The organism is Pantoea sp. E956-1, assembly GCF_982223955.1.
Map to the genome: position 1 here is coordinate 19,163 of NZ_CEUYZP010000016.1, position 24,582 is coordinate 43,744.

At 55.8% G+C, this 24,582-nt stretch carries 23 protein-coding genes; 13 read left to right on the plus strand and 10 right to left on the minus strand.

Annotation, left to right across the window (positions count from 1 at the left end; genetic code table 11):
- Positions 1–101 precede the first annotated feature (101 nt).
- Both AC0T7J_RS24080 and metB read right to left on the minus strand, forming a co-directional pair.
- Positions 102–2,537 (minus strand): bifunctional aspartate kinase/homoserine dehydrogenase II, encoded by a 2,436-nt coding sequence (locus AC0T7J_RS24080; RefSeq protein ID WP_473798041.1) that lies wholly within the window; start codon positions 2,535–2,537, stop codon positions 102–104.
- Positions 2,538–2,539: 2 nt separating this feature from the next.
- Positions 2,540–3,700: a cystathionine gamma-synthase gene (metB, locus tag AC0T7J_RS24085; protein WP_473798044.1), complete on the minus strand. Its 1,161-nt coding sequence runs from the start codon at positions 3,698–3,700 to the stop codon at positions 2,540–2,542.
- 273 nt (positions 3,701–3,973) lie between these two features.
- On the opposite strand from metB, the gene metJ reads away from it, so the two are divergent.
- Positions 3,974–4,291, plus strand: a complete 318-nt coding sequence (gene metJ / locus AC0T7J_RS24090; protein WP_009088019.1) for a met regulon transcriptional regulator MetJ — start codon at positions 3,974–3,976, stop codon at positions 4,289–4,291.
- A 79-nt stretch (positions 4,292–4,370) separates the two neighbouring features.
- On the opposite strand, the gene rpmE is transcribed toward metJ, so the two are convergent.
- Entirely contained in the window at positions 4,371–4,586 is a 216-nt protein-coding gene (gene rpmE / locus AC0T7J_RS24095; protein WP_003851227.1) for a 50S ribosomal protein L31, read from the minus strand.
- A 225-nt stretch (positions 4,587–4,811) separates the two neighbouring features.
- Here rpmE and priA point away from each other — a divergent pair, with 225 nt between their 5' ends.
- The 6 genes from priA (at position 4,812) to rraA (ending at position 11,974) form a co-directional block, all read left to right on the plus strand.
- A complete protein-coding gene (priA, locus tag AC0T7J_RS24100; protein WP_473798049.1) occupies positions 4,812–7,007 on the plus strand; it encodes a primosomal protein N' in 2,196 nt (731 codons plus the stop codon).
- Between the two features lie 164 nt (positions 7,008–7,171).
- Positions 7,172–8,209 carry a DNA-binding transcriptional regulator CytR gene (cytR, locus tag AC0T7J_RS24105; protein ID WP_010672069.1) on the plus strand — a complete coding sequence of 346 codons (1,038 nt, stop codon included), beginning with the start codon at positions 7,172–7,174 and terminating at the stop codon, positions 8,207–8,209.
- Between the two features lie 152 nt (positions 8,210–8,361).
- A complete protein-coding gene (ftsN, locus tag AC0T7J_RS24110; RefSeq protein ID WP_473798053.1) occupies positions 8,362–9,363 on the plus strand; it encodes a cell division protein FtsN in 1,002 nt (333 codons plus the stop codon).
- 88 nt (positions 9,364–9,451) lie between these two features.
- A complete protein-coding gene (gene hslV, locus AC0T7J_RS24115) occupies positions 9,452–9,982 on the plus strand; it encodes an ATP-dependent protease subunit HslV (protein WP_010258174.1) in 531 nt (176 codons plus the stop codon).
- 10 nt (positions 9,983–9,992) lie between these two features.
- Positions 9,993–11,330, plus strand: a complete 1,338-nt coding sequence (hslU, locus tag AC0T7J_RS24120) for an HslU--HslV peptidase ATPase subunit (protein ID WP_473798056.1) — start codon at positions 9,993–9,995, stop codon at positions 11,328–11,330.
- A 158-nt stretch (positions 11,331–11,488) separates the two neighbouring features.
- Entirely contained in the window at positions 11,489–11,974 is a 486-nt protein-coding gene (gene rraA / locus AC0T7J_RS24125) for a ribonuclease E activity regulator RraA (protein ID WP_009088032.1), read from the plus strand.
- 53 nt (positions 11,975–12,027) lie between these two features.
- Here the strand turns inward: rraA and zapB are convergent, their stop codons facing one another.
- Positions 12,028–12,267, minus strand: coding sequence for a cell division protein ZapB (gene zapB, locus AC0T7J_RS24130; protein ID WP_003851242.1), 240 nt, complete (start codon positions 12,265–12,267; stop codon positions 12,028–12,030).
- Between the two features lie 405 nt (positions 12,268–12,672).
- Here zapB and AC0T7J_RS24135 point away from each other — a divergent pair, with 405 nt between their 5' ends.
- The 3 genes from AC0T7J_RS24135 to glpX all read left to right on the plus strand — a co-directional run bounded on the left by AC0T7J_RS24135 (position 12,673) and on the right by glpX (position 16,176).
- Positions 12,673–13,527 (plus strand): MIP/aquaporin family protein, encoded by an 855-nt coding sequence (locus AC0T7J_RS24135; protein ID WP_473798059.1) that lies wholly within the window; start codon positions 12,673–12,675, stop codon positions 13,525–13,527.
- Positions 13,528–13,557: 30 nt separating this feature from the next.
- Complete coding sequence (glpK, locus tag AC0T7J_RS24140) at positions 13,558–15,069, plus strand: glycerol kinase GlpK (RefSeq protein ID WP_473798061.1); 1,512 nt, start codon at positions 13,558–13,560, stop codon at positions 15,067–15,069.
- A 96-nt stretch (positions 15,070–15,165) separates the two neighbouring features.
- Positions 15,166–16,176: a class II fructose-bisphosphatase gene (glpX, locus tag AC0T7J_RS24145; RefSeq protein ID WP_473798064.1), complete on the plus strand. Its 1,011-nt coding sequence runs from the start codon at positions 15,166–15,168 to the stop codon at positions 16,174–16,176.
- On the opposite strand, the gene emrD is transcribed toward glpX, so the two are convergent.
- Positions 16,166–17,359: a multidrug efflux MFS transporter EmrD gene (emrD, locus tag AC0T7J_RS24150; protein ID WP_473798068.1), complete on the minus strand. Its 1,194-nt coding sequence runs from the start codon at positions 17,357–17,359 to the stop codon at positions 16,166–16,168. The two genes, glpX and emrD, sit on opposite strands and share 11 nt — an antisense overlap.
- A 273-nt stretch (positions 17,360–17,632) precedes the next feature.
- Here emrD and fpr point away from each other — a divergent pair, with 273 nt between their 5' ends.
- On the plus strand, positions 17,633–18,379 hold the full coding sequence (fpr, locus tag AC0T7J_RS24155) for a ferredoxin--NADP(+) reductase (RefSeq protein ID WP_473798070.1): 747 nt from the start codon (positions 17,633–17,635) through the stop codon (positions 18,377–18,379).
- Here fpr and AC0T7J_RS24160 read toward each other — a convergent pair.
- Positions 18,370–18,804, minus strand: a complete 435-nt coding sequence (locus tag AC0T7J_RS24160; RefSeq protein WP_473798073.1) for a DUF805 domain-containing protein — start codon at positions 18,802–18,804, stop codon at positions 18,370–18,372. The two genes, fpr and AC0T7J_RS24160, sit on opposite strands and share 10 nt — an antisense overlap.
- 98 nt (positions 18,805–18,902) lie before the next feature.
- On the opposite strand from AC0T7J_RS24160, the gene AC0T7J_RS24165 reads away from it, so the two are divergent.
- Both AC0T7J_RS24165 and tpiA read left to right on the plus strand, forming a co-directional pair.
- Positions 18,903–19,493, plus strand: coding sequence for a DUF1454 family protein (locus AC0T7J_RS24165; RefSeq protein ID WP_473798076.1), 591 nt, complete (start codon positions 18,903–18,905; stop codon positions 19,491–19,493).
- A gap of 120 nt (positions 19,494–19,613) precedes the next feature.
- On the plus strand, positions 19,614–20,381 hold the full coding sequence (gene tpiA / locus AC0T7J_RS24170; protein WP_090967193.1) for a triose-phosphate isomerase: 768 nt from the start codon (positions 19,614–19,616) through the stop codon (positions 20,379–20,381).
- A gap of 27 nt (positions 20,382–20,408) precedes the next feature.
- Here tpiA and AC0T7J_RS24175 read toward each other — a convergent pair whose 3' ends face one another.
- From AC0T7J_RS24175 to fieF, 4 genes are all read right to left on the minus strand, one after another.
- On the minus strand, positions 20,409–21,182 hold the full coding sequence (locus AC0T7J_RS24175) for a CDP-diacylglycerol diphosphatase (protein ID WP_473798080.1): 774 nt from the start codon (positions 21,180–21,182) through the stop codon (positions 20,409–20,411).
- Positions 21,183–21,344: 162 nt separating this feature from the next.
- Positions 21,345–22,334, minus strand: coding sequence for a sulfate ABC transporter substrate-binding protein (locus AC0T7J_RS24180; RefSeq protein ID WP_010258203.1), 990 nt, complete (start codon positions 22,332–22,334; stop codon positions 21,345–21,347).
- 141 nt (positions 22,335–22,475) lie between these two features.
- Positions 22,476–23,438, minus strand: a complete 963-nt coding sequence (gene pfkA, locus AC0T7J_RS24185) for a 6-phosphofructokinase (RefSeq protein ID WP_003851263.1) — start codon at positions 23,436–23,438, stop codon at positions 22,476–22,478.
- A 207-nt stretch (positions 23,439–23,645) separates the two neighbouring features.
- Entirely contained in the window at positions 23,646–24,548 is a 903-nt protein-coding gene (gene fieF, locus AC0T7J_RS24190; protein ID WP_473798084.1) for a CDF family cation-efflux transporter FieF, read from the minus strand.
- Positions 24,549–24,582 lie beyond the last annotated feature (34 nt).

Consider the following 24,582-nt stretch of genomic DNA (forward strand, 5'->3'; position numbering starts at 1 on the left):
TGGTCAACAGTCGTGATCAATTTTCAATCAACATGAAGGCAATTCAACAGGGGAGAGATAACGCATTGAAAACAGGCGCCGAAGCGCCTGAGGAGGAGGAGTTACAGCAGTTGTGCGAGGCGATTAATATCTGACTGGATAGCGCCTGCGGTGACATCCCGGCCTGCGCCCGGCCCGCGGATCACCAGCGGATTGTCGCGGTACCAGCGGCTCTCAATCGCAAAGACATTGTCGCACGGCAGCAGTGAGGCCAGCGGATGCTCCGGACGCACCGCTTCAACACCCACGCGCGCCTTGCCGTTGGCATCAAACCGGGCAACGTAACGCAGCACCAGGTCCATCTCCTGCGCGGCTTCGAGCCGCTGCAGCATCTGCTCATTCAGCTCTTCGCCATTTTCAAAGAAGTGGTCGACAGATCCCTGCTGACAGTTATTGGGCACCAGCGATTCCACCCGCACCTGATCCGGCTCGATGTTGTAACCTGCCTCACGCGCCAGGATAACCAGCTTGCGCATCACATCCTGACCCGAGAGATCGGCGCGCGGATCGGGCTCGGTCAGGCCCTGCTGCCAGGCCTGATCTACCAGCTCGGTAAAGGGCACCGTGCCATCAAACTGCAGGAACAGCCACGACAGCGTGCCGGAGAAGATCCCGCTGATCGCCAGGATGGTATCGCCGCTGTCGCGCAGATCGCGCACCGTGTAATTGATCGGCAGACCTGCGCCAACAGTGGCGTTATAGAGCCAGTGACGCCCGGTTTTGGTAAAGGCATCGCGGATCTGGCGCCAGGTCTGACTGTCAGACGCTCCCGCGACCTTATTGGCGCTGATCACGTGAAAACCGTGACTGGCAAAGTCGAGATACTGCTGCGCCAGCGGTGTGCTGGCAGTGACATCCAGCACCACCAGGTCATCAAACGGGTGAGCACGCATCCACAGGAACAGCGACTCTTCATCACGTTCCACCGCTTCATCATCAAAGAAGGCGAGTGCCCGGCTGGCTTCCAGCCCTTCATAGCTCAGCAGGCTGCGACGGCTGTCCGCGACGCCCGCCAGCACAAATTCAAAGCCGGTACGCGCTGACAGCGTTTCCTGATCGCGGGCAAACAGCTCCAGCCAGCGTGAACCGATATTGCCTTTGCCAAACAGCATCAGGCCGATGCGCTTTTCTGCCCGGAACAGCGACTGATGCAATCCCTGAATCAGATGCTGAGTCGGGCCGACGCGCAGCACTGCGACCACGCTGATGTGCTCTTCTGACTGCCAGATGAACTCAATTGGCTGATCCTTTAACTGCTGCCAGAAGCGATGGGTATGCAGTGGATTGCGGGTAACGCCTGCGCCAACCAGCGCCACCAGCGCCAGGCCGTCGCGCAGCTGCAGATGGCCCGGTAAACCGGCATCCTGTAGCAGCGTAAAGGCGCTGTTGACCACTTCGGCGGTGTAACAGAGCTGCAGCAGTTGACGATCGGGATGAACGCCAAACGCCAGCGGACGCAGTTGCGCCCGCTTCAGCAACAGGTCGATCTCTTTGTGCAGGATGGCGAAGTCATGCTGCTCTGGCAGCTGAATCTCAATCAGACAAACATCATCATGGCTGGTGACGATACGCGCGCCCGTCCCGGAGGCCAGCACGCGCTCAATGCGGGTTGAGCCCTGCTCCGGCTGATAACTGCAGCGCAGTTGCAGGTCGATATCGCTGCCTGAAACCGGCTGCAGAGTCCGGGTGTGGAGAACCGGTGCAGCCAGGCGCGCCAGCTCGCTGGCTTCATCCAGCCTTAACAGCGGCAACAGGCAGGCATCAGAGACTTTGCGGGGATCGGCACTGTAAACACCCGCCACATCGCTCCAGATGGTCACCCGTCCGACACCCGCCAGTGCGCCAATCTGCGTGGCGGAATAGTCGGAGCCGTTGCGGCCAAGCAGGACGGTTTCACCGGCGTCGTTGCGGCTGATAAATCCGGTCACCACGATGCGCTTATGGGGATGCTGCGCCAGTAAAGTCTGCAGCAGTGGCCAGGACTTGCCTTCATCCACCTGCGGTTGTGCAGCACGTTCAGCGCGCAGAAACTCACGCGCATCCAGCCAGCAGGCCTGAAGGTCACGCTGGCTCAGTACCGCTGACATCAGGCGTGCCGACCAGACTTCACCGTGCCCGACCACTTCGGCATAGACCGCATCGGTAATCGGCACATCCAGCAGTGCGGCCAGTTTTTCCAGGTCGCGGATAAACGCGGTGATTAAAGGTTCTGCAACCTCAGCAGGCAGCAGCGCACTGATCAGTTCGCTCTGGTAGCGCCGTAAGGCCTGTTGCACCTGATGCGCAGAGAGCCGATCGTTCTGGCTCAGCTTCAGCCAGCTAATCAGCTGGTTGGTGGTTGAGCCTGCCGCAGAGACCACCATCAGGTCGCCCGGCTGGCTGTAGTCCGCCATAATACCGGCAACGCGCTGGTAGCAGCGCGCATCGGCCAGGCTGCTGCCGCCAAACTTATGCAACTGCCTGATGTCTGGCGTTCCCGCGCCTGCTGAAATCGTCATGCTTAACCCTCGGCTGCGACCCGGAATGCATTATCCAGATCGGCAATTAAATCTTCGTGATCTTCAATACCGACAGAAACCCGTAGCAGCGTATCGGAAATGCCCGCTGCCGCGCGTGCTTCTGCCGACATCCCCGCGTGCGTCATGGTGGCGGTATGGGAGATCAGACTCTCTACTCCGCCCAGCGATTCCGCCAGCGTAAATAGCTGCAATGCTTTCAGGAAGCGACGCAGCAGCGCCTCATCACCGTCGACCTCGAAACTCAGCATGGCACCAAAGCCGCGTTGCTGACGTACGGCATGTTCGTGTCCAGCGTTTTCCGGCAGCGAAGGATGATACAACTTTTTCACCAGTTTCTGCTGCTTCAGATACGCCACAATCGCGAGTGCGTTGCGTTGTGCGGCTGCAATCCTCGGTGAAAGCGTACGAATTCCGCGCAGCAGCAGATAACTGTCAAACGCTGCACCGGTCACACCAATGTTATTTGCCCACCAGGCCAGGTCGGTAGCGAGTTGCGGATCTTTGGCGATGACCGCGCCCGCCACGACATCGGAGTGGCCATTAAGGTATTTGGTACAGGAGTGGATCACCAGGTCCGCACCCAGCGCCAGAGGGTTCTGCAGCGCCGGACTCATAAAGGTGTTGTCCACCACGCTGATGGCGCCCGCAGCGCCCGCAGCGGCGCAAATCGCGCTGATATCTACCACGCGCAGCAGCGGATTGCTGGGGCTTTCAATCAGCACCAGTTTTGGGTTTTCATCCAGAGCTGCCTGCAGCGCTACCGGATCACCCTGATCGACAAATTTCACCCGATAGGCGCCGCGCTTGCTCAGGCTGTCAAACAGCCGATAGCTGCCGCCATAACAGTCATGTGGCGCGACCAGCAGATCGCCAGGCTTCAGAAACACCGTCGTGACCAGGTGAATCGCCGACATCCCGGTATTAGTTAATACCGCGCCCGCTCCCCCTTCCAGTTCTGCCAGCGTACGCTGTACGACATCACGAGTGGGGTTGCCACGACGGGAGTAGTCATGCGCACGAGGCTCATTGAAATCCAGGAAGTTATAGGTCGTAGAGAGATGAATGGGCGGGACAACGCAGCCATATTGCTCGTCATCATTCAAACCGCTGCGCACTGCGATGGTTGCCGGTTTACGCGTCATGAGCGAATTGTTCCTGAAGAGTGAATAAAATGTAGGCCACAGGATATCACCCTCTAATTAGACGTCAATACATCTGGACATCTAAATGTCTTTGCGTATAGATTGAGCAAAACCGCAATAACCGCTAAAATTATGCGTCATCGCCTGGCGTTCCCCTCTGCGAGACAGAGGCAGTGAGCGAAGAAAACCCGCCATATCAGGGGTCAGGCAGGAAAAAATCAGGCATAATCCGCTGATTTCCTCACATTTAACGTTTATTAATTAAGGTAACCCATGGCTGAATGGAACGGCGAATATATCAGCCCGTACGCTGAGCACGGTAAGAAGAGCGAGCAGGTCAAGAAGATCACAGTATCAATCCCATTGAGCGTGCTGAAGATTTTAACGGATGAGCGTACCCGTCGTCAGGTGAACAACCTGCGTCACGCCACCAACAGCGAGCTGCTTTGCGAAGCCTTTTTACATGCCTTTACGGGGCAACCGCTGCCGGATGACGTCGACCTGCGCAAAGAGCGTAGTGATGAGATTCCGGAAGAAGCAAAAGCAATCATGCGCCAGATGGGTGTCGATCCGGATACCTGGGAGTATTGATCTTTCAGCCATAAAAAAACCCAGCCGAAGCTGGGTTTTTTCTTGCCGCCGAACCCGCAGGTTCAGGTGCCTTTTAATCTTATTTTTTAGCGCCTGGCACGCTGAAACGCTTATTAAAGCGGTCAACACGGCCACCAGTTGCCACTTCACGCTGCTTACCGGTATAGAACGGGTGGCATTTGCCACAAACGTCCAGGTTCAGTTCGTGAGTCAGTGTTGAACGGGTGTGGATCTCGTTGCCGCAGGTACATTTGATAGTAACTGCTTCGTATTTCGGGTGAATACCTTGTTTCATGGGAAACCTCATTGAAGGCCGTGTCGCTCTCCGTGCCAGGCTTTAACCTGCACAGCACCACACGCGATTGAACATTATAGGGTGTACTCCGGCCAGATATTTCTCACCGAAGGCGGCATATTATACAGGTAAGTTTCGATTGCTGCAAATATCTGCTGAGATACCCGCCATCAGGGTCAGCGTGTACACTAGCTTCCCCGATCATTGAGCCGGAAAGAGAGAGTTATGCCCGTAGTCCAGGTCGCCCTGCCCGTCCCCTTGCCCCGTCTGTTTGATTATCTGCCGCCACAGGGCGCGCAGCCGGTCATTGGCGGTCGCGTGAGTGTGCCCTTTGGCAATCGCAGGATGATCGGGATTGTGGTCGCCTTTCGTGACAGCAGCGATCTGCCGGAAGCACAACTCAAGCGCGTGATCGACGTACTGGATAGTGAATCCCTCTATCCGCCGTCGCTGTGGCGCATCCTTAACTGGGCCGCCAGCTATTATCATTCGCCGCAGGGAGAAGTACTGAGCCATGCTATTCCGGTACTGCTGCGGCAGGGCAAAGCGGCGCAGGACAATCCCTTATGGCGCTGGGAAATCACCGAGCAGGGCCGGGCAACTGCGCCAGAAAGTTTGAAACGGGCACCGAAACAGCAGCAGGCGCTGGCTGCACTGCGTCAGCAACCGCTTTATCGTCATCAGGTCAGTGAACATGACCTCACGGATGCGACGTTGCAGGCACTGCGCGCCAAAGGGTTATGCGAACTGCATGAGCATCAGCCGCAGATGCACGACTGGCGTACCACTTATGCCGTAAAAGGCGAACGTCTGCGACTGAATACCGATCAGGCGATGGCCGTGGGTGCCATTCGGGCAGATGATGAACATTACGCAGCCTGGCTGCTGGCGGGCATTACCGGTTCAGGCAAAACCGAGGTTTACCTCAGCGTGCTGGAAAATGTGCTGGCACGCGGTAAACAGGCGCTGGTGCTGGTACCGGAGATTGGCCTGACCCCGCAAACTATCGCCCGTTTTCGCGAACGTTTTGATGCGCCCATCGATGTGCTGCACTCCGCATTAAATGACAGTGAGCGGCTGGCGGTCTGGTTGCGTGCGCGGCGTGGCGAAACGGCGATTGTGATTGGCACCCGTTCGGCGCTGTTTACGCCGCTGGCCCGTCCTGGCGTAATTATTATCGATGAAGAGCATGACAGCTCCTATAAACAGCAGGAGGGCTGGCGCTATCAGGCGCGCGATCTGGCCGTCTTTCGCGCACATGAAGAGAATATCCCGATTGTTATGGGATCGGCGACACCCGCTCTGGAGACGCTGCACAATGTCCGCAGCGGCAAGTATCGCCAGCTCGACCTGACAAAACGCGCCGGCAATGCCAGACCGGCACTGCAACAGCTTATCGACTTAAAAGGCGTGCAGCTGATCGGTGGTCTGGCACCGGGCCTGATTGGTAAAATGCGCCAGCATCTGCAGGCCGATAATCAGGTGCTGCTGTTTCTTAACCGCCGCGGCTTTTCGCCCGCCCTGCTCTGTCATGATTGCGGCTGGATTGCTGAGTGCACCCGCTGTGACCGCTACTACACGCTGCATCAGCACCATCGTCAGCTACGCTGCCACCATTGCGACAGCCAGCGTCCGCTGCCTAATCAATGCCCGCAGTGTGGTTCAACCCATTTGCTGCCGGTAGGCGTCGGGACTGAGCAACTGGAGCAGCAGCTCGGCACACTTTTCCCTGGCGTGCCGGTGTCGCGAATCGATCGTGATACCACCAGCCGCAAAGGTGCGCTGGAACAGCATCTGGCTGACGTCCATCGCGGCGGCGCTCGTATCCTGGTCGGCACCCAGATGCTGGCCAAAGGTCACCACTTCCCCGATGTCACGCTGGTGTCGCTGCTGGATGTCGATGGTGCGCTGTTCTCAGCCGATTTTCGTGCGGCGGAACGCTTTGCTCAGCTCTACACCCAGGTCGCGGGTCGTGCTGGGCGTGCCGGCAAACAGGGCGAGGTGTTGCTGCAGACTCACCATCCGGAACATCCGCTGCTGCAGACGCTGTTGCACCAGGGCTATTCGGCGTTCGCCCAGCAGGCCTTGCTGGAGCGACAGGCAGTCCATTTGCCGCCCTGGAGCCGCCATGCGCTGTTTCGTGCTGAAGATATGGATAATCAGCAGGCGGCGGAATTTCTGCAACAACTCCGCAATTTGCTGGAGGCAAGCCCGCTGAATGATAAGGCGATGTGGTTTATGGGTCCGTTACCTGCCCTGCAGCCAAAACGCAGTGGACGCTGGCGCTGGCAACTGCTGCTGCAGCATCCTTCCCGGCAGCGTCTGCAACAGTTGCTGAGCAGTTCGTTGCCGCTGGTCTCAACGCTGCCCGCGGCACGCAAAGTGAAATGGACGCTGGATATCGACCCTACCGAGAGCTGATTGAAGCTGACACTGCGAGCCAGATCGAAAAATGTCGCATAAGTCACAATTTTTATGCAAATTAAGTAACAACCAGCCGGGCAATCGTTAACAATGTTGCCCGGTTTGCCTTCAGGTCAGGCAGAAACAGAATTGAACGCGCCATAACGCGTCAGGAGCATGTGTTGGAGCAGAATCAACAACCGCCCGCCGCCACAATGAAAGATGTTGCGGAACATGCGGGCGTCTCAACCGCCACCGTATCGCGTGCGCTGATGAATCCGGAGAAGGTTTCTGCGGCCACCCGCCAGAAAGTCGAGCAGGCGGTTGCCGCCGTCGGCTACGCGGCACATGGCCCCACGCGTAACGCCCGTCGTAATGAGACGCGTACCATCCTGGTGATTGTCCCTGACATCTGCGATCCCTTCTTTAGTGAAATCATCCGAGGCGTTGAAGTTACGGCAGCCGAAGAGGGCTATCTGGTGCTGATTGGTGACTGCGCGCATCAGAATCAGCAGGAGAGAACCTTTCTCAACCTGATGGTGACGAGACAGATCGATGGCATGGTGCTGCTCGGCTCAAAGTTGCCCTTTGATGCCAGCATTGATGAGCAACGCAACTTACCGCCTATGGTAATGGCGAATGAGTTTGCCCCGGAAATGTCACTGCCCACTGTCCACATCGATAACCTGACCGCCGCATTTGAAGCGGTAAATCATTTATTGCAGTTAGGTCACACACATATCGCCTGTATCGCCGGGCCGGAAGAGATGCCGCTCTGTCAGTATCGTTTGCAGGGATATGTCCAGGCGATGCGCCGCAGCGGGCTGACGGTCGATCCCACCTATATTGTGCGCGGTGACTTTACCTTTGAGGCGGGAGTTGCCGCCATGAATCAGCTGATGACTCTGCCGCAACCCCCGCGCGCCCTGTTCTGCCACAGCGATATTATGGCGCTGGGAGCGATGAATCAGGCCCGGCGCTGCGGGCTGCGGATACCTGAGGATCTCTCTGTGGTCGGATTTGATGACATTGAGCTATCACGTTACTGCGAGCCGCCGCTCACCACGGTCACGCAGCCACGTTACCAGATAGGCCGGGAAGCAATGCTACTGCTGCTGGATGAGTTAAATGGCAAACGGGTTATCAGCGGATCGCGGCTGCTGGATGCCGGTTTAACCATTCGTGGCAGCACGGCGCGAGCAAAAAAGCGTGAAAAATAAGCGTAATTAACTGATTTTTTCAGTAGATTCTTAAGGCGAACACTGCTGGTCAAAGTTCCGGCCCTTAAGTAACATGGCGGACTCCTTGCCGGGCGCGTAAAAATCATCATTTCGCCCATCTGGCACTATTTTTGAAGGGTATAAGAACGAGAGTGGCACAAAAAGATTACGTAGGCCGCGGGCGTTCAACAGGGACGCGTCGCAAAAAAAGCCCCAGCCGTGGCAAGAAGAGCAAAGGCGGTTCGGGAACATCTAAATTGATGATTGTACTGGCGGTCGCAGTGTTGGTGACCTTTGCCGGTGGTTTATGGTTCCTGGCGCATCACAAAAAAGAGGACGTGCCGGTCATTACGGATCATAAAGCCAACGGCAATGGCCTGCCGCCGAAGCCAGAAGAGCGCTGGAAATATATTAAAGAGCTGGAGAACCGTCAGGTCACCGTGCCGACACCTATCGAACCCTCTTCCGGTGGCGAAGTGAAGTCGCAGACACAGCTGACCGACGAGCAGCGCCAGTTGCTGGAGCAGATGCAGGCGGATATGCGTCAGCAGCCGACGCAACTCAACGAAGTGCCGTGGAACGAACAGACGCCGGCGCAACGTCAGCAGACACTGCAGCACCAGCAGCAGTTGCAACAACTGCAACGTCAGCAGCAGCAGGTTCAGCAACAACAGCAGCAGCAACAGGTTCAGCAACAACGTCAGCAGTTGCAGGCTCAGCAGCAACAGCAACGCCAGCAGCAGTTGCAGCAACAACAACAGCGCCAGCAACAGCAGCAATTACAACAACAGCAACGTCAGCAGCAGCAGCAGCAGCAGCAGCAAAACGTACAGCGCCAGACGCAACCTGCACCTGTTACGCGTGAACCGGAAGTGCAGTCAAAACCGCAGGAGACCGCGAAAGCGAAACCGGCGGAGAAAGCCTCTTCGCAGCGCTGGATGGTGCAGTGTGGTTCGTTTAAGGGCACTGACCAGGCTGAATCGGTGCGCGCCGGCTTAGCTTTTGAAGGATTTGAAAGCCGTATTACCACCGGTGGCGGCTGGAATCGTGTGGTGATCGGTCCTTATAAAGACCGCGCCTCCGCTGACAGCACCCTGAAGCGCCTGCGCAGTTCCGGACACGCCAGCTGTATTCCGCTCTCCATCGGGGGTTGAAACCCGTCAAACCCGCCCCATATCTGTTGCATGATACTCCGCGCCCGGTGCGCGGAGTCCTTTTCCGACTGCAACAAGGGGTCTGCCCGTGACAACAATAGTAAGTGTACGACGCAACGGCCAGGTAGTGATTGGCGGTGATGGCCAGGCTACGCTCGGCAATACCGTGATGAAAGGCAACGTTAAAAAAGTGCGTCGTTTATACAACGATAAAGTGATTGCCGGATTTGCTGGCGGCACCGCAGACGCCTTCACCCTGTTTGAACTTTTCGAACGTAAACTGGAAATGCATCAGGGCCATCTGGTGAAAGCGGCGGTGGAACTGGCCAAAGACTGGCGTACTGACCGTATGCTGCGTCGCCTTGAAGCCTTATTGGCCGTCGCAGATGAATCAGCTTCACTGATCATCAGCGGTAACGGTGACGTCATCCAGCCTGAAAACGATCTGATCGCCATCGGCTCCGGTGGGCCTTTTGCCCAGGCAGCGGCACGTGCGCTGCTGGAGAATACCGAGATGGGTGCACGCGACATCGTCGAGAAGTCGCTGAATATCGCGGGTGATATCTGCATCTACACTAACCACAACGTTAATTTCGAAGAATTAACGTCTAAGTCGTAAGGGTATAAATATGTCTGAGATGACTCCTCGCGAAATCGTCAGCGAACTGAACCGCTTTATCATCGGCCAGGACAGCGCTAAGCGCGCCGTGGCTATTGCACTGCGTAACCGCTGGCGCCGCATGCAGCTCGACGAAGAGCTGCGCCATGAAGTGACCCCTAAAAACATCCTGATGATCGGTCCGACCGGTGTCGGTAAAACCGAGATCGCGCGTCGTCTGGCTAAGCTGGCCAATGCGCCGTTTATCAAAGTAGAGGCGACCAAATTTACCGAAGTCGGTTATGTCGGTAAGGAAGTGGACTCTATCATTCGTGATCTGACCGATTCGGCCATTAAGATGGTGCGCAGTCAGGCGATTGAAAAGAACAAATATCGTGCCGAAGAGATGGCAGAAGAGCGCATTCTTGATGTGCTGATTCCACCAGCAAAAAACAACTGGGGCCAGTCAGAACAGAGCGCTGAACCTTCGGCAGCACGCCAGTCGTTCCGCAAGAAGCTGCGCGAAGGCCAGCTGGACGATAAAGAGATTGAGATTGACCTGGCCGCCAGCAGCCCAGGCGTCGAAATCATGGCCCCTCCGGGCATGGAAGAGATGACCAGCCAGCTGCAGTCGATGTTCCAGAACCTCGGCGGCCAGAAGCAGAAAGCCCGCAAGCTGAAGATCAAAGAAGCGATGAAGCTGCTGATCGAAGAAGAAGCGGCGAAACTGGTTAATCCGGAAGAGCTTAAGCAGGACGCCATTGATGCCGTTGAGCAGCACGGTATCGTGTTTATCGATGAGATCGACAAAATCTGTAAGCGCGGCGGCCAGAATGCCGGCGGCCCGGATGTCTCACGCGAAGGCGTTCAGCGCGACCTGCTGCCGCTGGTGGAAGGCTGCACCGTCTCCACCAAGCATGGTATGGTCAAAACGGACCACATTCTGTTTATCGCCTCAGGCGCGTTCCAGGTTGCCAGCCCTTCCGATCTGATCCCGGAACTGCAGGGTCGTCTGCCCATCCGTGTTGAGCTACAGGCGCTGACCGTGAATGATTTCCAGCGCATCCTGACCGAACCGAATGCTTCGATTACTGTGCAGTACAAAGCCCTGATGAATACCGAGGGCGTGAACATTGAGTTCACCGAAGAGGGTATTCGCCGGATCGCTGAAGCTGCATGGCAGGTCAACGAAACCACCGAGAACATCGGTGCGCGCCGTCTGCACACTGTGCTGGAGCGTCTGATGGAAGATATCTCGTATGACGCCAGCGATCGTCATGGTGAATCCGTTACCATCGATGCTGAGTATGTCGGTAAACATCTGGATGAACTGGTGGCTGACGAAGACCTTAGTCGCTTCATTCTCTGATCCACTGATTCAGCATTTTTCAGTAGCCCAGCCCAACCGGCTGGGTTTTTTTATGCATGCTCTTGATCGAACAATGCTTTTTTCATAGTGATGATTTTGCCAACAATCTGCATATAGCGATATACTTACCCTTCCTGTGGCAAACAGACGAAACCCTTATGAAATACGATACATCTGAACTCTGCGATATCTACCATGAAGAAGTGAATGTTGTTGAACCGCTTTTTTCAAATTTTGGTGGGCGCACTTCATTCGGTGGTCAGATTACCACAGTGAAATGCTTTGAAGACAACGGCTTGCTCTACGATCTGCTGGAAGAAAATGGCCGGGGTCGGGTACTGGTGATTGATGGCGGCGGCTCAGTGCGCCGTGCGCTGGTGGATGCGCAACTGGCGCGTCTGGCGGCAACCAACGAGTGGGAAGGTCTGGTGATTTACGGTTCGGTACGCCAGGTTGATGAGCTGGAAGAGCTGGAGATTGGCATTCAGGCCATTGCGGCGATTCCGGCAGGCGCTGCGGGTGAAGGAATTGGCGAAAGCGATGTGCGCGTCAATTTCGGCGGCGTCACTTTCTTTTCCGGCGACCATCTCTATGCCGACAACACTGGCATCATTCTGTCAGAGGATGCGCTGGACCTCGAATAGGCCAGACATGAAAACGGGTGCCTGAGCACCCGTTTTTCACATCAGCTGAGGCTTCAAACCTCTTCCATTTTTCCCAGCAATGCACGCAAACGTTCCTGCCACACGTGTTGCTCTTCTTTCAGGTGCTGATTTTCACGCATCAGCGCATCGTGGTTGCCCGCGACTTGTTGCGCATCGTTACGCAGTGAGTTGTTCTGCTCTTTCAGCTCTTCGATTTCCATCTGCAACAGGGTGATGGTATCAATCGCCTGCTGTACTTTCGCTTCCAGTTTCTCAAACACTTCAAATGACATCTTTCTGACCTCTCCTAATTTCCTGCAAGGCGTTGATGATGCCAGCTTAAGCCAGCAACGTTGTCCCGATTGTATGTAGCCTCACCCCGCAAGTCCAGCAACGCGGCCGCCGGGGGCGCAGTCTGTAACACTTTTCAGTCAATACCTGAATTTACGCTGCGCTTACTCCAGCTGCGTTTGGGCACTGGCTCGTTATCCCTCTAATGAGGGACAAATAGTGGCTATGGAAAGCCAGAATACGCGAAAACGCGCATTTTTATGACACAGTACACAAAAAACGATTTCGCTATTTCTCGTTTATGTTCGTTAACGATAAATTCACACCAGCCCTACATTAAAGCTGGGTGCCTCATGGAATGAGAACAAAAACTGATAAAATTTAACCTCGCTTCAGGAACCACTATTATGAGTCAGACAACTAACACGCTCAAAGGTCAGTGTATTGCCGAATTTCTGGGGACAGGCTTGATTATTTTCTTTGGTGCAGGCTGTGTAGCTGCGCTGAAACTCGCCGGTGCCGCCTTCGGTCAGTGGGAAATCTGCATCATCTGGGGTCTGGGTGTTTCCATGGCCGCCTACCTCACCGCAGGCATTTCGGGTGCGCACCTGAACCCGGCAATTACCGTTGCGCTCTGCCTGTTTGCTAATTTTGAAGGACGTAAAGTTCTGCCTTATATCGTATCGCAGATTGCCGGTGCCTTTTGTGCCGCGGCACTGGTGTACGGTCTCTACTACAGCCTGTTTATTGACTACGAGCAGAGCCACCAGATGGTCCGCGGCACGGTTGAAAGTCTCGACCTGGCAGGCATCTTCTCAACCTATCCTAACCCGCACATCGGTGTAGGCCAGGCCTTCCTGGTTGAGATGGTGATCACTGCGGTGTTAATGGCGGTGATTATGGGCCTGACAGATGATGGCAACGGCATTCCACGCGGTCCGCTGGCTCCGCTGTTGATCGGCCTGCTGGTGGCGATTATCGGCGGTGCGATGGGTCCACTGACCGGCTTCGCCCTGAACCCGGCGCGTGATTTCGGACCGAAGATCTTCGCATGGCTGGCAGGCTGGGGTAACGTGGCCTTTACCGGTGGACGTGACATCCCTTATTTCCTCGTGCCGATTTTTGGCCCGCTGGTGGGTGCCTGCTTGGGTGCAGTCGCTTATCGTGTACTGATTGCCCGCTACCTGCCAGGTACCGCTCAGGAACCTGCAAGCGTTCCAGCAGACAAACCGGTTGCTCGCGCTCAGCAGCGTAAAGCCTAAGTTTCACCTTTTATCATCAGGACTGAATTTATGACTACCACAGATAAAAAATATATTGTCGCGCTCGATCAGGGCACAACCAGTTCACGCGCCGTCGTTCTCGACCATGACTCCAATATCGTTGCAGTATCGCAGCGCGAATTCACCCAGATCTACCCGAAAGCGGGCTGGGTTGAACATGATCCGATGGATATCTGGGCTTCACAAAGTTCAACGCTGGTTGAAGTGCTGGCACATGCCGACATCCGCTCTGATGAGATCGCGGCAATCGGTATCACCAACCAGCGCGAAACCGCTATCGTCTGGGAAAAAGAGACCGGCAAGCCAATTTACAACGCCATTGTCTGGCAGGATCCCCGCACCGCCGACTACTGTCACAAACTGAAGAAAGAGGGTCTGGAAGAGTATATCCAGCACACCACAGGTCTGGTGATTAACCCTTATTTCTCCGGAACCAAAGTGAAGTGGATTCTGGATCACGTTGAAGGTTCGCGTGAGCGAGCGAAACGTGGCGAGCTGTTGTTCGGTACCGTTGATACCTGGCTGGTCTGGAAAATGACCCAGGGCCGGGTGCATATCACTGACTATACCAATGCCTCCCGTACCATGATGTTTAACATCCATAAGCTGGAGTGGGATCAGCGTATGCTGGATATCCTGGATATCCCGCGTGAAATGCTGCCAGAGGTGAAATCCTCCTCTGAAGTCTATGGTCAGACCAACATCGGTGGTAAAGGCGGTACACGTATTCCTATCGCCGGTATCGCCGGTGACCAGCAGGCTGCGCTGTATGGCCAGCTCTGTGTACAGCCTGGCATGGCGAAAAATACCTACGGCACTGGCTGCTTTATGCTGATGAACACCGGTACTGAAGCGGTGACCTCGACGCACGGCCTGCTGACCACTATTGCCTGTGGCCCACGCGGTGAAGTGAACTACGCACTGGAAGGGGCTGTGTTTATTGGTGGTGCCTCTATTCAGTGGCTGCGCGATGAGATGAAGCTGATCAGTGAAGCTGCTGACTCTGAATACTTCGCGATGAAAGTGAAAGACACCAACGGCGTTTACATGGTGCCTGCTTTCACCGGCCTGGGCGCACCTTACTGGGACCCGTATGCCCGTGGTGCTATCTTCGGCCTGACGCGCGGCGCGAACTCTAACCACATCATCCGTGCGACACTGGAATCTATCGCTTATCAGACGCGTGATGTGCTGGAAGCGATGCAGAACGATGCCAACACCCGCCTGCAGGCGTTGCGTGTGGATGGTGGCGCGGTTTCCAACAACTTCCTGATGCAGTTCCAGTCGGACATTCTCGGCACCCGTGTTGAGCGTCCGGAAGTGCGTGAAGTCACCGCGCTGGGTTCTGCTTATCTGGCGGGTCTGGCCGTCGGCTTCTGGCAGGATCTGGATGAAGTGCGCTCTAAAGCGGTTATCGAGCGTGAGTTCCGTCCAAGCCTGGAAACCACCGAGCGTAACTTCCGTTATGCAGGCTGGAAAAAAGCTGTTGCCCGCGCACAGGCGTGGGAAGAACAAGAGTAATATCAAAGCCCGCGACGCTGGCCGTCGCGGGCCTTTTCCCCGCCCCACTCCCCCGCTGTGTTACACTGCCTGCCGGTTTTTTGTCAGGTAGATGCCATGAAACGAGAACTTGCCATTGAATTTTCCCGCGTAACCGAAGCTGCCGCACTGGCAGGCTATCACTGGTTAGGGCGCGGCGACAAAAATGCGGCTGACGGTGCGGCTGTCCATGCCATGCGTCATGTCCTGAACTCCATCGAAATTGACGGTCAGATTGTGATCGGTGAAGGTGAAATCGACGAAGCCCCGATGCTCTATATCGGTGAAAAAGTCGGTACCGGTCGCGGCGATGCGGTCGATATTGCCGTCGATCCGATTGAAGGCACCCGTATGACGGCGCTTGGCCAGGCAAATGCGCTGGCGGTGATGGCGGTGGGCGATAAAGGTAGCTTTCTGCACGCACCCGACATGTACATGGAGAAACTGATTGTTGGCCCCGCAGCGCGTGGAGAGATTGATCTCGACCTGCCGCTGGAAACCAACCTGCGTAATATCGCCATCGCGATGAATAAGCCGCTGTCGCAGCTAACCGTGTCGATTCTGGCAAAGCCGCGTCACGATGCGGTGATCAGCCAGTTACAGCAGTTGGGCGTGCGGGTATTTACCTTCCCGGATGGGGACGTCGCCGCCTCGATTCTGACCTGCATGCCGGACAGCGAAGTCGATGTGATGTATGGCATCGGCGGCGCACCGGAAGGCGTGGTCTCGGCGGCGGTGATCCGCGCGCTGGATGGGGATATGCAGGGCCGGTTGCTGGCGCGTCACCACGTGAAAGGCGACAACGCTGAAAACCGTCTGCTGGGCGAGCAGGAGCTGCAGCGCTGTGCAGAGATGGGGATTGAAGCGGGCAAAAAGCTGACGCTGAATGAGATGGCACGCAATGACAACGTGGTGTTTGCCGCCACCGGCATTACCAGTGGCGAGCTGCTGAAAGGCATTACGCGTCAGGGCAATATCGCCACCAGCGAAACCCTGCTGATTCGCGGTAAATCACGTACCATTCGCCGCATCCAGTCGATTCACTATCTTGACCGTAAAGATCCGGCGCTCCATCCCTTTATCCTGTAACCGGCTGGTTGCCGCGCTCCGGCTGACGTGAGAGCGGCAACCAGCAGAGCAGCATTACCAGTGCTGTGAAGAACATCAGCATACCAAGGCTGAACTGATCGCGCTGCGGCATCATGGCTGACAGCCACGCCACCAGGCCCGATCCCAGGTTCTGCATCCCGCCAATCAGCGCGCCCGCGCTACCCGCCAGCCAGGCATAAGGCTCCATCGCACCTGACGTCGCCAGCGGGAACAGCATCCCAGCCCCAAAGAAGAACAGTGCGGCCGGGACCAGCAGCGTCCAGATGTTCATCATGCCGAACCACGCCGGAAGCCACATCAGGATGCCCGCCAGCAGGCAGCTATTTACGCCCCACCACATCAGACTGTGCCATGAACCCTGCTCGCGACCGGCAAACCAGGCACCAAAAAACGCTGCCGGAATCGGCAGGATGAACAGGATGCTGACGGTCAGGCTGTGCAGGCCGAGCACGCCGCCCAGCAGAACGCCACAGCTCGACTCAAATACCGCAATCCCGGCCAGCGCGCCAATCAGCAGCACAATGTAGCGAACGAAATTCGCGTCGCTGAGCAGGCGGGCGTAACGTTTGAAGAAGGGCGTCACCTCCGCACTCTGCGGCCGGGTCTCGGGCAGCCAGCGCGCCATCGAGACGGTTACCGCCAGACAGAGCAGCAGCAGAAAGGCAAAGCAGGCGTGCCAGCCAAAGAGCTGAGTCAGGAGTGCACCAATCACCGGCGCCAGCAGCGGGCTGACCAGAATACCCATGTTAAGCAGGCTGTTAGCGCGCCGCAGTGCGTGCCCCTCGTAGAGATCGCGCGGCATGGTGCGGGCCATCACGCCCGCCACGCCAGTGCCCAATCCCTGAATAGCGCTGCCGAATACCAGCATATCGAGCGATGTCGCCATCAGTGCCGTTATCGCGCCGATCATAAAGATCATCATGCCCGCCAGGATCACCGGACGACGACCTACGCTGTCTGACAGCGGGCCATAGACCAGCTGGGATCCACCATAGGTCATCAGATAGGCCGCCATCACACGCTGTAGCGCGCCATCCCGCACATTCAGAGCATCCGCCATCACCGACATCGCCGGGACGTAGATAGTCTGTGCCATCTGCCCTACTGCCACCAGCACAATGAGCATCACCAGCAGCGGGCGATTTTCGAGTTTAGTCATCATGATTATGCAAAATTTCTTTCTGTGAAAGGAGGTTAAAACAGCGGTTCACCCGCCAGTCATCGTGTTATGGCGGGCAAAATATCAGGTTCAGATGACAAAGCGAGAGGTGAGCGAAAAGGTCACGGCTTGCGCCTGTCAAGTTTATGCGCCAGCCTGTAAAGACAAAGCAACAGTTTGTCGATTAGAGCCTTTGCCCCGGCGCAGGCTGGCAATCTCACCGGGCAGCCGCGAAAATAGTGACCTGCCTGAATAATCAACAACCAGGGAGTGATTATGGCTGAGTGGGTCAATGCTGAAGTAAAGGAAGTGAAAAACTGGACAGATGCGCTGTTCAGTCTCCGGGTAAAAGCGCCCATCGATCCCTTTATCGCCGGGCAGTTTGCCAAGCTGGCGCTGGAAATCGACGGTGAGCGGGTTCAGCGCGCCTACTCTTACGTCAATGCGCCGAAAGATGATCTGCTGGAGTTTTATCTGGTCACCGTGCCAGAGGGCAAGCTAAGTCCGCATCTGCAGGCACTTCGGCCTGGCGATCAGGTGATGGTCACCAAAGAAGCGGCAGGCTTTTTTGTGCTGGATGAAGTCCCGGAGTGCAAAACCTTATGGATGCTGGCAACCGGCACCGCTATTGGCCCCTACCTGTCGATGCTACAGCAGGGCGAAGGTCTGGATCGCTTTGAAAACATCGTGCTGGTCCATGCCGCGCGCTATGCGGCTGACCTGAGCTTTTTGCCGCTGATGCAGCAGCTGCAACAACATTATCAAGGCAAGCTGCACATCCAGACGGTAGTGAGTCGCGAAGAGATCGCCGGTTCACTGACTGGCCGGGTCCCGGCGCTGATCGAAAACGGTGAGCTGGAGCGCGCCACCGGGTTAAGCCTGGATGCCGACAGCAGCCATGTGATGCTGTGCGGCAACCCGCAGATGGTGCGTGATACCCAGCAATTACTGAAAGAGACGCGCGGGATGCGCAAGCACCTGAAGCGCAAGCCGGGCCATATCACCAGCGAACATTACTGGTGAGCCGTTTGCCGGTATCGCACCGGCTGAGTCGCGGTACCAAACCGGTTAGCACCGGGGGTACCGCGAAAGAGACCGAGATCGAGCAGCAGGCCAGCCAGTAACACAAACGGAATGGCGCGACCCAACAGCCAGGGCAGTATGCCGTCCAGCACACTCCAGTTCCCAGCCACCAGCAGCCAGGCAATAATTACCAGAAATCCCCAGTAGCCGCGGCGATTACGATCGTGCAACCGTTTAACGATAACCGCGCTGGCGGGCCACAGCAGGCAGACTACGCCAAAGGCCGCCATCTGAGTATCAAGCCAGTCGTTAGCCGCTAACGCGAATAACAGGGTTGTTGTCAGCAACCAGACCGCCTGCCAGATCCAGAAATCACGTCGTCCCAGCCGGCCGCGCCAGGAAAAACACCATTGTTGTAACGTCATGCATTATCATCCAGAGAGAAGAGAACCGCTGCGGTTTTGACCTCGCGGACAAAAACCGTTTTAATTTGCGCCTGAGTTTACGGGTTAGGATCGACAAAATGAAGAATTTGCCTGGCGCACTGCTGTTATCGTTTGCGCTGACGGTTCCGGTCTTTGCCGCCGATCCGCCACCGCAGGAACGGGCCGATGCGTTGCCTACCGCCCCCTATCTGCTGGCGGGCGCCCCCACCTTTGATATGACTATCGGCCAGTTCCGCGAAAAATATAATCAGGCCAACGGCGCGCTGATGCTGCCGGAATATCGCGCCATTGATAACCGGGGTGACAAAAGCACTCTGACGCGCGCCGCCAGCAAAATTAACGAGACCCTCTATGCGTCCACCGCGCTGGAGCCCGGTACCGGCAAAATTAAGACGCTGCAGATTACCTGGCTACCGTTGCCGGGTCCGGATCAGAGCGCCTCCCAGCAAAAAGCGCTGGCTTATATGACCGCCATGTTGCGCTTCTTTGTACCAGGACTGAGCGCCGATGAGGGACGTAAAAAGCTGGAGGGCTTGCTGAAGCAAGGTAAGGATTTACCCTACTTTGCGCAGGTCGAGGGCGCGTTGCGTTTTGTGGTGGCTGACAACGGCGATAAGGGGCTGACCTTCGCCGTTGAGCCGGTCAAACTGGCGCTCGCGAGCCCCTGATGATGTGGCTGAAAATGACGAAAAGCAAAGCCATCGCTACATTTGATCTCTATACTGTCTGGCAGACAACGCTGCCAGCTGGCAGCGATTTTTCATGTATCGCTTTATGCGGAGGATAGAATGCGACATCCACTGGTTATGGGTAACTGGAAGTTGAATGGCAGCAAGCAGATCACAGCTGAACTGATCGCCGGTCTGCGCAAGGAACTGTCTGGCGTTGAGGGTTGTGGCGTCGCCATTGCACCGCCAGCTCTCTATCTCGAGCAGGCAAAACACGCCATCTCCGGTAGCCACATCGCACTGGGTGCGCAGAACGTAGACGTTAACCTGTCTGGTGCGTTTACCGGTGAAGTTTCCGCAGAGATGCTGAAAGATATCGGCGCGAAATATATCATTATCGGTCACTCAGAGCGCCGCACTTACCACAAAGAGAGCGACGAATTCATCGCGAAGAAATACGCGGTGCTGAAGTCAGTGGGTCTGATCCCAGTGCTGTGCATTGGTGAAACCGAAGCGGAAAACGAAGCGGGTAAAACCGAAGAAGTCTGCGCTCGTCAGCTGGATGCCGTTCTGGAAACTCAGGGCGCCGAAGCGTTTAAAGATGCGGTCATCGCGTATGAGCCAGTCTGGGCTATCGGTACCGGCAAATCCGCGACCCCTGCTCAGGCACAGGCCGTTCACAAATTCATTCGTGATCATATCGCGAAGAAAGACGCCGCTATCGCGGAACAGGTCATCATCCAGTACGGCGGCTCAGTTAACGATAAAAATGCGGCTGAGCTCTTCACCCAGCCTGATATCGATGGCGCGCTGGTTGGCGGTGCCTCACTGAAAGCGGACGCTTTCGCTGTGATCGTTAAAGCTGCAGCAGCTGCAAAAAGCGCCTAAGCAGTAAACTTACCGATTAAAGGCGGCTTAAGCCGCCTTTTTTATGGGCGCTATCAGCTGACAGGCGTGATCCTGTACTTCCTCTGCCGAACCGCTATTCAGGAGCAGCCAGTTTCGCTCTATCGCCATCAGTACCAGTCGCCCATCATTTAATTCCGCCAGTGCCAGCCCATATTTCCCCATCTCTGTCCGCGCCTCTGGCAACTCCCCGGCTAACCGGATAAACGCACTCTGCTGAGTCAGCTCAGCTGGCGTCAATGCACGCAGCCAGTAGTGGTGCTTGCGCAGTGTGATGCTCTGCCACCGCCCGCTAAGCTGCGGCGTCAGCTGATCAAGCTGCTGGCGCACATCGGGTCGCAGACAGGAGATATGAATATGGAGCTGGTTCTGCGTGCGGCCATACTGTGCATTGATAGCCAGTGACAGGACCCGATCATCAATAGGTGAGCCGTGTCGCTGTGCAAGCAGCGTCCGCTCATTCCAGGCAAGCGCAAAGTAGTTGGGCGTAGCGGATTGCAGTAACCGCGGGCTTTCGATGCCGGTGATCCTGTCGAGTGGAATCAGCAGATACTGCAACGGCCCGTGCATATCCTTCAGCATGGCATAGCGATGCCGCTGATCGACGCGCTGACAGGGCGCAGGTTCCCCACCACTCTGCTGGTGAGGCAGACATTTCTCGCTGACGATCTGCCATAACGCATCACTGTTCTTTTTGAAATGCAGTGCGGCAGCCAGCATCCCCGCAATGACCAGTACCAGCAGAACCGCAACCAGACGGGTTGCACGACGATGTGTCGGCATAACAACGCTTCCTGAATGGGCTTAGCAGCCTGCATCCTCGCCTGGCAAGAAAAAAATGTCACGGGGAATTCTGGCAGATAACTCAGCGGCTGGGCGGAGAAGAGAAAAACTGGGATTGCAGAGGATAAGCGGTCAGCGCAGGGATGCGCTGACCGCAACGCATTACGGTTTCATGACCTGGTCGTAGCTGCCGCCATCGGCGAAGTGGGCTTTCTGAGCCTGTGTCCAGCCACCAAACTTGTCCTGAATGGTAAACAGCTTCACTGGCGCAAAGGTGCTGGCGAATTTCTTCGCGACTTCAGCATCGCGCGGCCGGTAGTAGTTCTGTGCAGCGATAGTCTGGCCTTCTGGCGAATAAAGGTATTTCAGATAAGCGTCGGCGACTTTACGCGTTCCCTTTTCATCCACGACTTTATCGACCACCGATACGGTCGGTTCCGCCAGAATCGATTCGCTCGGGGTGACAATCTCAAACTTGTCTTTGCCCAGCTTGTTAACCGCCAGATACGCTTCGTTTTCCCAGGCGATCAGCACATCACCAATCCCGCGCTCAACGAAGGTATTGGTTGCGCCGCGTGCACCGGAATCCTGCACTTCAACGTTTTTAAACAGCGCTCTGACGTAAGCCAGCGCTTTGGCCTGATCGCCGTTGTTATGATCCAGTGCCCAGCCCCAGGCCGCCAGATAGTTCCAGCGTGCGCCACCGGACGTTTTCGGGTTAGGGGTAATAACAGATACGCCTGGCTTCGTCAGGTCGCTCCAGTCATGGATGCCTTTAGGGTTATCTTTACGAACCAGGAAAACAATGGTCGAGGTGTAAGGTGCAGAGTTATCCGGCAGACGCTGAATCCAGTTTTTATCAATACGACCGCGTTCGGCAATGGCATCGACATCCGATTGCAACGCCAGTGTGACCACATCCGCCCGAATGCCGTTAATCACGGAGGTCGCCTGTTTACCGGAACCGCCATGCGACTGACGGACCACGACATTATCGCCGGTTTCCTGTTTGTAGTGCGCACTGAACGCTTTGTTGTACTGTTCGTACAGCTCACGGGTTGGATCGTAGGAAACGTTTAACAGCTGAATGTCTTTCGCCAGAACGCTGGTTGAGGCCAGCAACAGGGTAACGCCGATACTCCACTTGTTCATTACGCACTCTCCCAATGTCGTTATGGGCTAAGCGTGACATAAACCAATACAGAGCTAAAAGAATTAAAAATAAGCTGTTATAACCATGGGGTATATAAGCGGAATGCCGGGGCGCGTCAGGAAGCACACCCCGCAGAGGAATTAATAGAGTTTTTTCGCGGTGTCGAGCCAGTCGCGTTTGAAGGGACGCTTCATGTTTTCAATCGCGTCGACGATGTCGTGATGCACCATCTTCTCGTTCTGAATACCAACGCAACGGCCACCGTAACCCTGCATCAGCAGTTCAATGGAGTAGGCACCCATGCGTGAGGCCAGAATACGGTCATACGCACAAGGGGCACCGCCACGCTGAATATGTCCCAGAACGGTAGAGCGGGTTTCTCGTTTGGTTTCAGTTTCAATGAAACGCGCCAGATCGTCGATATCGCAAATGTGCTCGGTAATCGCCACGATAGCGTGCTTTTTACCTTTTGCGATACCCGCTTTGATTTCCGCTACCAGCTCTTCACGGGTATACGGGAACTCTGGCAACACGATGAACTCACAGCCACCAGCAATGGCCGCCGCCAGTGTCAGATCGCCACAGTAACGCCCCATCACTTCCACAATCGAAATACGCTGATGCGATGAAGAGGTATCACGCAGACGGTCAATCGCTTCAACTACGGTTTCCAGCGCAGTGAAATAACCGATGGTATAATCCGTTCCGGCAACGTCGTTATCGATAGTGCCTGGCAGACCAATGCACGGGAAGCCCATTTCAGTCAGGCGCTTAGCCCCCATATAGGAACCGTCACCACCAATAACGACCAGCGCATCAATGCCGCGCTTTTTCATGTTCTCAATGGCAACCTGACGCACATCTTCATTACGGAACTCAGGGAAACGCGCTGAGCCCAGGAAAGTGCCGCCGCGGTTAATCATGTCGGAGACGCTATAGCGATCAAGATTGATCATGCGATCTTCGTACAATCCCAGGTAACCGTCATAGATCCCAAAAACTTCCAGTCCTTCACTCAGCGCGGAACGCACCACGCCACGAATAGCTGCGTTCATGCCTGGGGCGTCACCGCCGCTGGTTAATACACCAATTTTTTTGATCATGACAACCTCTGGATTGTTCAAAACTAAGGGTTAATCCTGCCTGTCGATCGCTGCTGAAGATCATTTTACGACCCGCGCGACACGTGATGGCAGATAGTATATCAAAGGCCTGCTGCTGAATTGATTCAGGTCAGACAACTTTTCACTATTTTTTGCAGCAATGTTAGCGTTACGTCATCCCTTCCGTATCGAATTGATTCATTTAAGTTAAAAACCTAAAGAATCCTTTCTCTCGAACGGTACCACAGAACAGGGATCCTGATGGATAATTACGTCTGACCCGGGAAATTCTTTGCGTAACGCTTTCTCAACCTGATCGGCTACCCGATGCGCCTGCACCAGTGGCAGCTGATCTTCCAGCTCCAGATGCAGCTGAATAAATTTGGTCGGCCCGGACTGGCGGGTTCGCAAATCGTGAACGCCCTGCACCTGCGGCCAGTTTGTTGCCAGCGTCAGGATTTGCTGCCGTTCCTCTTCCGGTAACGCGCGATCCAGCAATGACTGAACCGCTTCGTAGCCCATACGCAATGCGCTATAGAGAATAAAAATGCCAATGCCCAGCGCAAACAGGGCATCCGCCCGGGCAAAACCATAGCTGCTGAGCACCAGCGCAATCAAAATTGCGCCATTCATGATGACGTCCGATTGATAGTGCAGCATGTCAGCCCGGATCGCCTGACTGCGGGTTTTACGAACCACCCATCGCTGAAAGGCCACCAGCACCAGCGTTGAGGTCAGCGCCACCACGGTCACGACAATACCAACGCCGGGCGCCCGCAGCTCATTGGGTGTCGCCAGATGCTGCAGGCCGGTCAGAAACAGAAACAGTGCCGATCCGGAAATAAACATACTTTGTGCCAGCGCCGCCAGCGACTCCGCTTTACCGTGCCCGAACGTATGATCTTCGTCGGCAGGCTGAAGCGCATAACGTACCACCAGCAGATTGGTCAGCGATGCGGCGATATCCACCAGTGAATCCACCAGCGAGGCCAGTAAACTCACCGAACCGGTGTACCACCAGGCAAAAATTTTCACGAGCAACAGCACAGACGCAAGAATGGTAGCACCGAGGGCAGCACGCTTTACCAGTCGGCCATAAGAGGGTTGCATGCCAGTTTCCCTGTGCGGCATCAGTGATGATGCG